Raw genomic sequence first — 13,128 nt, 5'->3', positions numbered from 1 at the left:
TACCGTGACTATCACTTCGCGGGTTCCCGTGCTCGTCGTCGGGGCCGGTGCCGGCGGGCTGGCCACGTCGGCGCTGCTCGCCAAGCACGGCATTCGTTCGCTCGTCGTCGAAAAGCGCCGCGAGGTGTTCATCTATCCGAAGGCCCGCAACCTGAGCTTCCGCAGCCTGGAGGTCCTGCGCGGCCTTGGCCTCAGGGACCAGGTGCACGCGGTCGCCGACCACGTGTCGGCCATGACGGTGAAGCCGACGCTGAACAGCCCCGAGGAACGGCTGGCCCTCGACGTCGATGCCATCTTCGCGGGCATGGACAAGCTCAGTCCCGAACCCGCCGCCCAGTACTGCCCCCAGAGCCGGCTCGAGCCGATCCTGCTCGCCGAAACCCGGCGGCGCGGTAGCGAGGTTCGGTATGGGACCGAGCTTTCCTCGCTGGACCTGGATGACGACGGCGTCACCGCGGTGCTGCGTGGGTCCGAAACGGTCCGCGCCGACTACCTCGTCGCCGCCGACGGAGTGCACAGCCCGATCCGAAAGTTGCTGGGCATCAACACCTCTGGTTACGGCGCGCTGCCGATCTATGTCGTCTTCGTCTACTTCCGCGCGCCCTGGACGAAGTTCGTCGAGCACCTGGCCGACGGCGATGGCGTGCAAATCAAGAACGCCGACGTGGACGGCATCTTTTTGGTGGTGGATGGCGACCTGGGGATGTTCATCACCACGTATTTTCCCGGCAGGGGAGAGACCGCGGACCAGTTCACGCCGCAGCGCTGCCGGGAGCGGCTTACCAAGGCGTTCGGCGAGCCGATGGACACCGAGATCATCGAGGTCGCGGCGTGGCAGCCCTATGAGCAGGTGGCCGACCAATTCCGTTGTGGGCGAGCGTTTCTCGTCGGGGACTCGGCGCACACCATGCCGCCGTTCAAGGCCGGGGGCGCCAACACCGCCATCCAGAGCGCGCACAACCTGGCCTGGAAGCTGGCCGCCGTGTTGGACGGCACCGCCGGTCCGGGATTGCTCGACACCTACCACGCCGAGCGTCACCCGGTGGGCCGCTTCGCGGCCCGACAGTCGCTGACCGGCCCGACGCTGGCGGTGCTGCCCTTGAGCGAAGACCGGCCACAACTGCCGGCCGACGAGGAGTGCCCGATGTTCAACCTGCTCATGGGTTACCGCTACCGTTCGGCGGCCGTGTTGAGCGACGAGCCGTCGGGGCTCCTGGTGGACGAGTTGCGCGGTCAACCCGGGACCCGGGTTCCGCACGCGTGGGTGCGCGACGGCGTCTCGACGCTCGACTTGCTGGGGCCCGGGTTCACCTTGTTGACTGACGACGAACGATGGTGTGCAGCTGCGGGTTCAGCGTCGATTGCTGCGCATCGCGTCTGCAGCGACGAGTGGGCAACGATCAGCGGGCTCTCACCTTCGGGGGCGCTCTTGGTGCGCCCCGACGATTTCGTCGGCTGGCGGGTGGAAGAGCTGCCACCCGACCCGGAGGGCGAACTGCGCCAAGCGCTTTCGGCGATCCTGTGCCGCGAGGTGTAGGCGACTCCACAAAGCGGTATCACATGCGCTACCGCATTCGCGATTCACCACATGGGAGGCCGACGGTGCGGCTGTGACAGGAGTGGCGAGCGCGCCCAGAAATTACAGCGGGATGTTCTTGTGACGGCCGCGGCGCGCCGGCGCCTGGGCCAGCGCCTCGGTGAGCTTGCCGCGGGTGTGCGCCGGGTCGATCTTCTCGTCGACCACGCCGATCTCGATGGCGCTGTCCACGCCACCGGCGATCCGCTCGTGCTCGGCCGCCAATTCCTCGTGCAGCGCCTCGCGCTCGTGGTCGGGCGCGGCGGCCAGCTTCTTCTTGTGCAGGATGCCGACGGCGGCCTTGGCGCCCATCACCGCGACCTCGGCGTCGGGCCAGGCGAACACCTTGGTGGCGTTCAGCGAACGGGAGTTCATCGCGATGTAGGCCCCGCCGTAGGTCTTTCGGGTGACCAGCGTGACGCGCGGCACGGTGCACTCGCCGAACGCGTGCAGCAGTTTGGCGCCGCGGCGCACCACGCCGCCCCACTCCTGGTCGACACCCGGCAGGTAGCCCGGAACATCGACCACCACGATCAGCGGGATCCCGAACGCGTCGCACAGCCGCACGAAACGCGCGGCCTTCTCGGCGCTTTCGGAGTTCAGGCACCCGCCGAGGCGCAGCGGGTTGTTGGCCAGCACGCCGACCGTGCGGCCGGACAGCCTGCCCAGCCCGACCACCATCGACGGCGCCCAGTTGGCCTGGAACTCGTCAAAGGACGGCGTGCCGTCATCATTCGAGTCCAGGATCGCCGTCACGATCGGGTGCACGTCGTAGGCCCGCCGCGCCGACTCGGGCAGCAGCGCGTGGATGTCGGTCTCACCGGCCTCGGCCTTGCTGCGGTCGAAATGGCCCTGCTGGCAGAACAATCCGACCAACCGGCGGCCGCGCTCGTAGGCGTCGAGCTCGTCGTCGGCGACGATGTGGCACACCCCGGACTTCTTGTGGTGGGTTTCCGGGCCGCCGAGCGAGGCCATGTCGACGTCCTCGCCGGTGACGCTGCGCACCACGTCGGGACCGGTGACGAACACCCGGCTCTCTGGCGCCATCACGATGACGTCGGTCAGCGCGGGTCCGTAGGCGGCGCCGCCGGCGGCGAAGCCGACGACGACCGAGATCTGCGGAATGTAGCCGGAGGCGCGAATCATGGCCTCGAACACGGTCCCAACCGCGTGCAGGGCGCGGACGCCCTCGGCCAGCCGCGCCCCACCGGAGTGCCAGATGCCCACGATCGGGCTCTGCTCCTCGATCGCGGTGTCGTAGGCGTTGACGATGTGCCTGCAGCCCTCGGTGCCCATGGCACCGCCCATCACGGTCCCGTCCGTGCAGAACGCGATGGTGCGCACGCCGTTCACGGTCCCCGCGGCGGACAGCACGCCCGAGCGGTCGCGCTCGTGCAGGAGCTCCACGCTGCCGTCGTCAAAGAAGTTGCTCAGACGCAGCAACGGGTCCCGGGGGTCGAGCGACTCGCCGACCGACGCGGGGGCCATGATTGTCATCACAGGTCTCCTGTTCCGAGTGTGCTCGCGTGGAGCGGGGTCAGTACCGCCCGAAGGCGAGTGCGACGTTGTGGCCGCCGAATCCGAACGAGTTGTTGATCGCGTAGTTGTATTCGCCCGGCCGCGGTTTGCCCGCCACCACGTCCAGATCGATCTCCGGATCGAGGTTTTCCAGGTTCAGTGTCGGCGGAACCACCTGGTCGCGCAACGCGAGCACGGTCAGGATCGACTCCACCGCGCCGACCGCACCCACCGAGTGGCCCAGCGCAGCCTTGGGCGCATACACCGCCGGCTTGTGGCCGCCCAGCGCGTTGTTGATGGCCCGGCTCTCGGCCACGTCGCCCACCGAGGTGCCGGTGGCGTGGGCGTTGATGTGGTCGATGTCGCCCGGCGTCAGGCCCGCCAGCTGAATCGCGCGGGACATCGCGTGCCCGGCGCGCTCGCCGTTGGGATCCGGGGCCACCATGTGGTAGCCGTCGGAGGTGATGCTGGCCCCCATCAACCGCGCCAGGATGTTGGCGCCGCGGGCCTTCGCGTGCTCCTCGGTCTCGATCACCATGAGGGCGCCGGCCTCGCCGAACACGAAGCCGGTCCGGTCCCGGTCGAAGGGGCGGCACGCGCCCACCGGGTCGTCGTTCTTGGTGGACATCACGATGCGCATCTGGGCGAACGCGGCGATCGGCACGGCCTCGATCCTGGTCTCGACACCACCGCAGATCGCGATGTCGGCCTCACCGAACACGATGTTGCGCCACGCCTGGGCGATGCCCTCCGAACCCGACGCGCACGCCGACACCGGCGTGATCACACCGGCTTTGGCGTGCCGTTCCAGACCCACCGCAGCGGCGGCGCCGTTGGGCATGTACTTCTGCACACCGAGCGGCGAGACGGCCTTCAGCCCGCGAGCCCGCATGTCGTCGTAGCTGAAGACCATTTCCTCCGACGAGCCCATCCCCGTGCCGATGGAGACCATCAGCCGGTTGGTGTCGACCTCGGGCGAGCCGGCGTTCTCCCACACCCGCCGCCCGAGAATGGTCGACATCCGCTGCAGGTAGCCCGTCCGGCGCAGCTCGATGCGCGTCAACTGGCTGTCGAACTCTTCCAGCAGGTGCCCGCCGATGCGAACCGGCAGGTCGAACTCCTCGACGAACGGGTCGTCGAGGACACGGATGCCACTTTGGCCGTCCTGCAACAACTTCCAGGTGTTCTCGGCGTCGGTCGCCAAGGCTGTCGTCATGGCGATGCCGGTGACGACGACATTCGGGAGGGTCTTCCCGGTAACCAGCTCGGTCATGGGTCTTGCGAAGGTTCCTTCCGTAGTTGTCCGGCTCCTCCTCGGGCCGTTTGCGGCCCGCATCGTCGCCGGACGCCCGTTAGTAACGCCCGAACGCGAGCGCCACGTTGTGGCCGCCGAACCCGAACGAGTTGTTGATCGCGTAACGGAATTCGCCGTAGCGGGGTTCGCCCGCGACCACATCGAGGTCTATCTCGGGATCCGGTGTCTCGTAGTTGAGCGTGGGCGGTATGACGCCGTCCCGCAGGCTCAATACCGTCAGTACAGATTCGAGCGCGCCGACCGCGCCGATCGAGTGGCCCAGCGCCGACTTCGGCGCGTAGACCGCGGCCTGCTCGCAACCGGCCACCCGGATGGCGTTGGCCTCCGCGGTGTCGCCGATGGGCGTGGCCGTCCCGTGCGCGTTGACGTGGTCGATGTCCTTGGGGGACAAGCCCGCCAGCTCCAGCGACCGCGTCATCGCCCGGCCGGCGCGCACGCCGTCCGCCGCGGGCGCCACCATGTGGAAGGCGTCCGATGTGATGCCGGCACCCATCAGCCGGGCCAACGGCCTGGCGCCGCGGGCCTTGGCGTGCTCCTCGGTCTCGATGAGCATCAGCGCCCCGGCCTCGCCGAACACGAAGCCGTCGCGGTCCTTGTCGAACGGACGTGAGGCACGTTCGGGCTCGTCGTTGCGGGTCGACATGGCCCGCATCATCGAGAATGCCGCGATGGGCAGCGCCTCGATGGGACCCTCGACGCCGCCGCACACGGCGACATCAGCGTCACCCATGACTATTTGACGCCACGCGTGCGCGATTGCTTCCGAGCCCGACGAACAGGCCGACACCGGGGTCATGACCCCCGCGCGGGCCCCGAGCTGCAGACCGACCACGGCGGCCGCACCGTTGGGCATGATCATCTGAACGGCGAGCGGCGACACCTTGCGGGGACCGCCCTCGTTCATCAGGTCATAGCTCTCGATGACGCGTTCGGCGCCACCCAGACCGGTGCCGACCACGACCGCGAAACGGTCGGGATCGACCTCCGGGCTGCCCGCGGTCTCCCAGAGCTGACCGGACAGCAACTTGCCCATCCGCTGGACGTAGGACATGCGGCGCAGGTCGAGCCTGCCCATGTGATTATCGACGGGCTCCTTGAGGTGCCCACCGATCTTGACGGGCAGGTCCCACTTGGAGACGAACTCGTCCTCGAGTACGCGGATGCCGCTCTCGCCGGCCAACAAACCCTTCCACGTGCTCTCGATGTCCGGCGCGAGCGATGTCGTCGCCGTGACGGCGGTTACCACAACGCTGGGGTAACCGCCATTGGCAGTGGAAGGCTTGGTCACTTGCTGTCCGCTTCCAGCCTTGCCTTGACGTTGGCAACGGCTTCGGGGTTCTCGGTCTCCAGCTTGGCGCGCAGAGCCTCGGCGGCCTCGGGGTTCTCTTCCTCGAGCTTCTGGATGTAGGTGACGACGTCACCCACGGTGCGCAGACCGGCGAGGTCCTCGTCGGGGATCTTGACGCCGTACTTGTCCTCGGTCTGCACCGCGATCTCGACCATCGACAGCGAGTCGATGTCCAGGTCGTCGACGAACGACTTCTCCGGGGTGACCTCCGACGGCTCGATACCGGTCACCTCTTCGATGATCTCGGCGATACCGGCAATGATTTCTTCCTGACTGACGGCCACGGCCTATTCCCTTCGTAATATGTTGTGTGCAAATCGGATTGACGTTTGCAGTTGTTATTTGTACTGGCAGAAGCCGGCGGTTTCAGAGGTTTGCCAACTCGTCCAGATCTGCGGGTGACTTGACGGCACGGGCCGTAACCCCCCGAAGTTCGCGCTTGGCGATACCGGTGAGCGTCCCCGCCGGGGGGAACTCCACGATCGCCGTGACAGTGTTCTCGGTGCCTTCACGCAGATACTCGGTGCACAGGTCCCAGCGCACCGGCCGGGTCAGCTGGGCGACGAGGGCGTCCATCGCGGCCGCCGCCGAGGCGACGGGCTTTCCGTCGCGGTTGGACAGCAGGGTGGCGGTGGGCTCGGCGGTCACGACGGCGGCCGCCGCCGCGGCGTAGCCGTCGAGGGCCGGAGCCATGAACTTCGTGTGGAACGCCCCGGCCACGCCGAGGGCACGCACCCGCGCCTTGGCCGGCGGGTCCTCGGCGAGCTTCTCCAGCGACGACAGCGGGCCGGCGGCCACGATCTGTCCGGGCGCGTTGCGGTTGGCGGGGAACAGGTCGAGCTCCTCGAGGCGGCTCAGCACCTCGGCCTCGTCACCGCCGAGCACCGCGGACATGCCGGTCGGCTCGAGGGCACACGCCTTGGCCATTTCGGCGCCACGGGTGGCGGCCAGCGCGACGGCGTCATCGGCGGGCAGCACCCCGGCGATCGCGTAGGCCGCGATCTCGCCGACGGAGTGGCCCGCGACCACTGTTTCTCCGAGCTCGCCGCCGGAACCGAGCAGGCCGCGCCTGGTCAGCTCCTGGTGGGCGAGCAGCGTGTTCGCGACGACCAGCGGCTGCGTGACCGCGGTGTCGGTGATTTCCTCGGTCGACGCGGTGGTGCCCAGCCGTACCAGGTCCAGGCCACTGGCCTTCGACCACAGGGCGAGCTGGTCGGCGGCGCCTGGCAGCTCCAGCCACGGCGACAGCATCCCCTCCGTCTGCGACCCCTGTCCGGGCGCAAGCAATGCAATCACGTGTCTAAGAGAACACTGTGGAAACGGTTTTGGCGGGTGTAACAGATTATGAACCTCGTCTTAGGTTTTTGTATACACCTTACAAAACCGCTCCGTAAGCTACCTTTTTGACACCGGACCGCGATCTGTTGCCTAAATCACTGCCGCTCGGTTAACCCGTGGTACCGCTCCTGACCGGCAGGGAAACCGGCGCGACGGCGTTGGCAGCAACACCGGACGGCGCCGCCGGATAGTTCAGCTGGCCGACCGTCGAGGCCACACGCAGCACATATGCATCGCGCGGCTGGGTGGGATCGCGCCCGGTGAAATCGGTGATGCGCTTGAGCCGGTACCTGACGGTGTTTGGATGAACGAACAACTTTCTGGCACAAGCTTCAATCGCGCCGCCACAATCTAAGTAAGCGTCAAGAGTCTCGATCAGCGTCGGCCCGGCGTCGGCCAGCGGCCCCATCACGTCGGTGTGCAGCGCCACGATCGCCGAGGCGTCGCCCATCAGGGCGCGCTCGGGCAGCAGTTCCCGGGCCAGCACGGGCCGCGGCGCGCCGCGCCAGCCGGCGACCGCGTTCATCCCGGATATCGCCTCGCTGGCGCTGTGATAGGCCGCGGTCAGCATGGGCGCCGTCGGTCCGATGACCACCGGGCCGTCGGAGAACGCGTTCAGCAAGTCGCCCAGGAATTTATCGGTCGCCGACAATTGGCCGGACACGATGGCCACCAGCCAGGTGCCGTGCACGTCGGTGAGCGCGGCCCGGCCGTGGCGCGCGGCGACGTCGCGGACGTCCTGACTGGCCCGCTGGCTGCCGATCTCGCCGTCCGACTCGTCCCGGCCCGGCGCCGGTATCCCGACCACGACCGTCGCCGGCGCGGTGGTGTCCCAGTTCAGCGCGGCCGCCCGGGACAGCAGTTCCGGGCCGGTGTCGCCGCGGACCACCGCGTCGACGACGCTGGCCTCCATCCGGCTGTCCCAGGTGCCGCGCGCCTCGGCGGCCCCCGCGTAGGACGAGGCGGCGGTGAACGCCAGGTCGCGGCTGTACTTCAAGACGCCCACCGTCAGCGCGGTCAACTGCTCCTCGGAGCGGGCCACCAGCGGCAGCACCTCCTCGAAGAACTCCATGGTGACCCGCACCATGTCCACGCTGTGCCGCAGCGCGATCCGGCGGGCCAGGTCCTGGGGCACCAGCTCGAAGGCCTGCGCGGTGTAGCTGACGTTGCTGTGCGGGTCCTGCATCCACTCGACGAAGTTGTTGATCGCCGTCTGCACCACCAACGCCACGCTGGCCCGCTGGGAGGCCTCCAGGTCGGCGAAGAACGGTAACCGGTCCTGCATGACCGAGACCGCCTCGGTGGCCAGCCGGCCCGAGTACTGCTTCAACCGACGCAGCACCGAATCCGGGACGTGGTCCAGCAGTTCCAGCGGCGACCTGGGCCGCGCAGCCGCGAACGGACCGGCGAAGGCGTTGTCGTTCATCCCTAAAACCTACGTCAGATTTCTGGAACTTTCCGCCAAGGTGGCGGGGTGTTTGCGGCGGCGAAGCCGCGAGCGTGAAGCTGGCTTCACGTTCGGCGCACGGCGAGTGCCGCTCGACCTATGCCACGCCGGGGTCGGAGGTCTGCTCGGGCGCGGCCAGCACGTCGTCGATCCGGTACTGACGCGCGGCCGCCATCGGCACCGACGGGTCGATCTCGCCATCGCGCGCCAGCGCCTCGAGCACCGCGACCACCTGCGACTCGGCATCGGTGTTGAAGAAGCGCCGCGCGGCGGGCCGGGTGTCGGAAAAGCCGAACCCGTCGGTGCCCAGCGTGACGAAGGTGCCGGGCACCCAGGGGCGGATCTGCTCGGGCACGGCCCGCATCCAGTCCGAGACGGCGACCACGGGGCCCGCGGCACCCGCGAGGGCCCGGGTCACGTACGGGGTGGCGGCCGGCTGGTCGGGGTGGCGCAGCCGGGCCCGCTCGACGCAGACGCCGTCGCGGTTCAGCTCGCCCCAGCTGGTCACCGACCACACGTCGGCGGCGACGTCCCACTCGGCGGCCAGCATGTCGGCGGCCTGCAGCGCCGACGGCATGGCCACCCCGGACGCCAGGATCTGCGCCTTGTTGGTGCGCTGTTCCGTGGCGCTGCTGTAGCGGTAGATGCCGCGCAGCACGCCCTCGGGATCGAAGTTGTCCGGCTCCGGCGGCTGCGGGTACGGCTCGTTGTAGACGGTGATGTAGAAGAACACGTTCTCCGGGTTCTCCCCGAACATGCGGGCCAGCCCGCTCTCCACGATGTAGGCGATCTCGAAGGCGAAGGCCGGGTCGTAGGACACCACCGCGGGGTTGGTGGCTGCCAGCAGCAACGAGTGGCCGTCGGCGTGCTGCAGGCCCTCGCCGGTCAGCGTGGTGCGCCCGGCCGTCGCCCCGAGCAGGAAGCCGCGCGCCATCTGGTCGGCCGCGGCCCACATGCCATCGCCGGTGCGCTGGAACCCGAACATGGAATAGAAGATGTAGATCGGGATCATCGGCTCGTTGTGCGTCGCGTACGACGTGCCGGCCGCGACGAAGGAGCCCACCGAGCCCGCCTCGTTGATGCCCTCGTGCAGGATCTGGCCGACCTCGCTTTCCTTGTAGGCCAGCATCAGGTCGGCGTCGACGGCGGTGTACAGCTGGCCGAGGCGGTTGTAGATCTTCAGCGACGGGAACCACGAGTCCATCCCGAACGTGCGCGCCTCGTCGGGAATGATCGGGACTATGCGGTCGCCAACCGCATCTTTTCCCCTGTGCCGCAAGACTTCCTTGAAGGTCCGCACGACCGCCATGGTGGTGGCGACCTCCTGGTGGCCCGATCCCTTCCGCAGCGCGGCGTAGGTGTCGCGGCCGGGAAGCGTCAGCGCCTTGGCCTTCGTCCGCCGCTCCGGCAGGAAGCCCCCCAGCGTGCGGCGCCGGTCGAGCAGGTAGCGGATCTCCGGGGCGTCGGGGCCGGGGTGGTAGTAGGGCGGCAGGTAGGGGTTCTCGTCCAGCTGAGCGTCGCTGATCGGAATGCGCATCGAGTCCCGGAACCACTTGAGGTCTTCCAGCGCAAGCTTTTTCATCTGGTGGGTGGCGTTGCGGCCCTGGAAGTGCGCGCCGAGCGAGTAGCCCTTGATGGTCTTCGCCAGAATCACCGTCGGCTGCCCCTTGTGGTCGACGGCGGCGCGGTAGGCCGCGTAGACCTTGCGGTAGTCGTGGCCGCCGCGCTTGAGGTTCCAGATCTCGGAGTCGGTCATGTGCTCGACGAGCGCCTTGGTGCGCGGATCGCGACCGAAGAAGTGCTCGCGGACGTAGCCGCCGTCCCTGGACTTGTAGGTCTGGTAGTCGCCGTCGGGGGTGACGTTCATCAGGTTGACCAGCGCGCCGTCCTTGTCGGCGTGCAGCAGGGCGTCCCACTCGCGGCCCCAGACCACCTTGATGACGTTCCAGCCGGCGCCGCGGAAGAACGACTCCAGCTCCTGGATGATCTTGCCGTTGCCGCGCACCGGGCCGTCGAGGCGTTGCAGGTTGCAGTTGATCACGAAGGTCAGGTTGTCCAGGCCCTCGAGCGCCCCCACGTGCGCGAGCCCGCGGCTCTCCGGCTCGTCCATCTCGCCGTCGCCCAGGAAGCACCACACGTGCTGGTCGGAGGTGTCCTTGATGCCGCGGTCGTGCAGGTAGTGGTTGAACCGGGCCTGATAGATGGCGTTGAGCGGGCCCAGGCCCATCGACACGGTCGGGAACTCCCAGAAGTCGGGCATCAGCCGCGGGTGCGGGTAGGACGGCAACCCGCCGCCGGCATGGCTGTGCTCCTGGCGGAACCCGTCGAGCCGATCCGCGCTGAGCCGGCCCTCGAGGAAGGCGCGGGCGTAGATGCCCGGGGAGGCGTGGCCCTGGATGAAAATCTGGTCGCCGCCACCGGGATGCGCCTTGCCGCGGAAGAAGTGGTTGAAGCCGACCTCGTAGAGCGCCGCGGACGAGGCGTAGGTCGAAATGTGGCCGCCCACACCGATTCCCGGGCGTTGGGCGCGGTGAACCATGATCGCGGCGTTCCACCTGATCCATGCCCGGAAGCGGCGTTCGACGTCCTCGTCACCGGGGAACCAGGGTTCCAGTTCGGTCGGGATGGTGTTGACGTAGTCCGTCGACGTCAGTGACGGGATGGCCACCCGCTGCTCGCCCGCCCGCTCCAGCAGCCGCAGCATCAGGTAGCGCGCCCGCGCCGGCCCCGAGCGCTCCAGCAGTTCGTCGAAGGACTCGAGCCACTCCGACGTCTCGTCGGGGTCGATGTCCGGCAGATAGGAAGCCACACCCTCGCGGATCACCCGAACGCGGTCGGGTTCGCTTGCGCTGCTGGGGGATTTGGCCAGGTCGTGGCGCGCGAACTCGGTGGTCAACTTCCGCTCCTGTAGTCGGTTGCGTCTTGTCCTCCTATCGTGCCGCACCGGCGTTTCAGGCGGGTAGCCGCGGCTCGAATCGGCACCCGGTAACGTCAGCAATCGTGCTCATCGGATGGCGTGCTGTCCCTCGCGCGCAGGTGGGGGACCTCCCGAGGCGAGGCGCGCTGGCGCTCGGTTGTGTCGCGGCGCTGGTCATGGGGATCGTCGGGTGTACCACCGTCACCAACGGCACGGCCACGCCCGATACCAAGGTCGCCCCGGCCTACCGGCAATCGGTGTCCGCGTCGGTGTCGGCCTCCTCGGCCACGTCGCGCGTGCGGGAGTCGCAGCGGCAGCAATCGCTGACGACCAGGGCGGTGCGCACCTCGTGCGACACGCTGGCCACCTCCAGCAAGGACGCGATCGACAAGGTGAACAACTACGTCTCGGCGTTCAACGCCGGCCACGACACCGGTCCTGCCGAGGGCCCGGCGATCGGCGCGCTGAACGACAGCGCCACCACGGTGTCCAACAGCTTCAACGATGCGCTGTCGCAGCAGCTGAAGGACGCATTCAACGCCTATGTGGACGCGGCGCGCGGGGTGGCCAATGCCATCGGCACGCACGCGTCGATTGCGGAGTTCAACAGGCGCGTCGACCAGCTCAACGACTCCAAGACCAAGGCGCTGAAACTCTGCCTGGCATCCTTCTGAGGCACCTGATGAGGCACGGGTATGGACCGGGTTAGGGCTGTGCGACGATAATCCCCATCGCACGGCGCGCAGAGAGCTTGCGGACAGATGTAAGGAGGGTCCACGGTGGTCGCGGCGGATGACGCCTCGAGCTTCGCTCGCAAACTGGGCATCCAACGGGACCAAGTCGTCCAGGAATGGGGCTGGGACGAGGACTCCAACGACGACATCCGGGCCGCGGTCGAGGACGCGTGCGGCAGTGAGTTGCTCGACGAAGATAGCGACGAGGTCATCGACGTCGTGCTGCTGTGGTGGCGCGAGGGCGACGGCGATCTGGTGGACACCCTGATGGATGCGATCGGCCCGCTGGCCGAGGACGGCGTGATCTGGGTGCTGACGCCCAAGACCGGCAAGCCCGGCCACGTGCTGCCCGCGGAGATCGCCGAGGCGGCCCCCACCGCCGGCCTGATGCCGACCTCGTCGGTCAACCTCGGCGACTGGAGCGCCAGCCGCCTGGTACAGCCCAAGTCGCGGACCGGGAAGCGTTGATGCTGCCCGTCGGCACCACCGCCCCCGACTTCACCTTGCGCGACCAAAACCAGCAGCCCGTCACCCTGAGCTCCTTTCGCGGCGCCAAGAACGTCCTGCTGGTGTTCTTCCCGCTGGCGTTCACCGGCATCTGCCAGGGCGAGCTGGATCAGCTGCGCGACCACCTGCCGGAGTTCGAGAACGACGACAGCGTGGCGATGGCGATCTCGGTGGGTCCGCCGCCCACGCACAAGATCTGGTCGCTGGAGAGCGGGTTCATGTTTCCGGTGCTGTCGGATTTCTGGCCGCACGGCGAGGTCAGCCAGGCCTACGACGTGTTCAACCCCGACGCCGGCTACCCGAATCGCGGTACCTATGTCATCGACCGGTCCGGGATAATTCGTTTCGCTGAGATGAAGCAGCCCGGCGAGTCCCGCGACCAGCGGCTGTGGACCCAAGCGCTGACGGCTCTGAAGAGCTGATGTTTG

11 protein-coding genes are annotated in these 13,128 nt (G+C 68.1%); 4 read left to right on the top strand and 7 right to left on the bottom strand.

Annotation, left to right across the window (positions count from 1 at the left end; all coding sequences use genetic code 11):
* Window positions 1-10 precede the first annotated feature (10 nt).
* A complete protein-coding gene (locus tag VMD50_RS06890; RefSeq protein ID WP_325426251.1) occupies window positions 11-1,537 on the top strand; it encodes an FAD-dependent monooxygenase in 1,527 nt (508 codons plus the stop codon).
* A gap of 102 nt (window positions 1,538-1,639) precedes the next feature.
* Here VMD50_RS06890 and VMD50_RS06885 read toward each other — a convergent pair whose 3' ends face one another.
* The 7 genes from VMD50_RS06885 to aceE form a co-directional block, all read right to left on the bottom strand.
* The gene (locus VMD50_RS06885; protein ID WP_325426144.1) at window positions 1,640-3,073 is read right to left on the bottom strand and encodes an acyl-CoA carboxylase subunit beta; all 1,434 of its coding nucleotides are present in this window, start codon (window positions 3,071-3,073) and stop codon (window positions 1,640-1,642) included.
* A 40-nt stretch (window positions 3,074-3,113) separates the two neighbouring features.
* A complete protein-coding gene (gene kasB / locus VMD50_RS06880) occupies window positions 3,114-4,367 on the bottom strand; it encodes a 3-oxoacyl-ACP synthase KasB (protein WP_325426142.1) in 1,254 nt (417 codons plus the stop codon).
* Between the two features lie 79 nt (window positions 4,368-4,446).
* The gene (gene kasA / locus VMD50_RS06875) at window positions 4,447-5,697 is read right to left on the bottom strand and encodes a 3-oxoacyl-ACP synthase KasA (protein ID WP_325426140.1); all 1,251 of its coding nucleotides are present in this window, start codon (window positions 5,695-5,697) and stop codon (window positions 4,447-4,449) included.
* Window positions 5,694-6,041: a meromycolate extension acyl carrier protein AcpM gene (acpM, locus tag VMD50_RS06870; protein ID WP_325426138.1), complete on the bottom strand. Its 348-nt coding sequence runs from the start codon at window positions 6,039-6,041 to the stop codon at window positions 5,694-5,696. Before acpM ends, kasA begins: the two co-directional genes overlap by 4 nt.
* 82 nt (window positions 6,042-6,123) lie before the next feature.
* A complete protein-coding gene (locus VMD50_RS06865) occupies window positions 6,124-7,053 on the bottom strand; it encodes an ACP S-malonyltransferase (protein WP_325426136.1) in 930 nt (309 codons plus the stop codon).
* Between the two features lie 151 nt (window positions 7,054-7,204).
* Entirely contained in the window at window positions 7,205-8,521 is a 1,317-nt protein-coding gene (locus tag VMD50_RS06860; protein ID WP_325426134.1) for a PucR family transcriptional regulator, read from the bottom strand.
* A 118-nt stretch (window positions 8,522-8,639) separates the two neighbouring features.
* The gene (gene aceE / locus VMD50_RS06855) at window positions 8,640-11,438 is read right to left on the bottom strand and encodes a pyruvate dehydrogenase (acetyl-transferring), homodimeric type (protein ID WP_325426132.1); all 2,799 of its coding nucleotides are present in this window, start codon (window positions 11,436-11,438) and stop codon (window positions 8,640-8,642) included.
* Between the two features lie 104 nt (window positions 11,439-11,542).
* Here aceE and VMD50_RS06850 point away from each other — a divergent pair, with 104 nt between their 5' ends.
* The 3 genes from VMD50_RS06850 (at window position 11,543) to VMD50_RS06840 (ending at window position 13,122) form a co-directional block, all read left to right on the top strand.
* Window positions 11,543-12,133 (top strand): hypothetical protein, encoded by a 591-nt coding sequence (locus tag VMD50_RS06850; RefSeq protein ID WP_325426130.1) that lies wholly within the window; start codon window positions 11,543-11,545, stop codon window positions 12,131-12,133.
* A gap of 105 nt (window positions 12,134-12,238) precedes the next feature.
* The gene (locus tag VMD50_RS06845) at window positions 12,239-12,661 is read left to right on the top strand and encodes a DUF3052 domain-containing protein (RefSeq protein WP_325426128.1); all 423 of its coding nucleotides are present in this window, start codon (window positions 12,239-12,241) and stop codon (window positions 12,659-12,661) included.
* Window positions 12,661-13,122, top strand: a complete 462-nt coding sequence (locus tag VMD50_RS06840) for a peroxiredoxin (RefSeq protein ID WP_325426126.1) — start codon at window positions 12,661-12,663, stop codon at window positions 13,120-13,122. The genes VMD50_RS06845 and VMD50_RS06840 overlap by 1 nt, the downstream gene beginning before the upstream one ends.
* Window positions 13,123-13,128 lie beyond the last annotated feature (6 nt).

The organism is Mycobacterium sp. (assembly GCF_035506235.1).
Taxonomy (GTDB): Bacteria; Actinomycetota; Actinomycetes; order Mycobacteriales; family Mycobacteriaceae; genus Mycobacterium.
Note: the sequence above shows the minus strand (reverse complement) of the source record. Positions and strands in the feature narration are given on the sequence as shown.

Coding starts and splice junctions, on each gene's coding strand:
- VMD50_RS06840 (WP_325426126.1), top strand. CDS start 12,661: ATGCTGCCCGTCGGCACCACCGCCCCCGACTTCACCTTGCGCGACCAA.
- VMD50_RS06885 (WP_325426144.1), bottom strand. CDS start 3,073: ATGACAATCATGGCCCCCGCGTCGGTCGGCGAGTCGCTCGACCCCCGG.
- kasB (WP_325426142.1), bottom strand. CDS start 4,367: ATGACCGAGCTGGTTACCGGGAAGACCCTCCCGAATGTCGTCGTCACC.
- VMD50_RS06860 (WP_325426134.1), bottom strand. CDS start 8,521: ATGAACGACAACGCCTTCGCCGGTCCGTTCGCGGCTGCGCGGCCCAGG.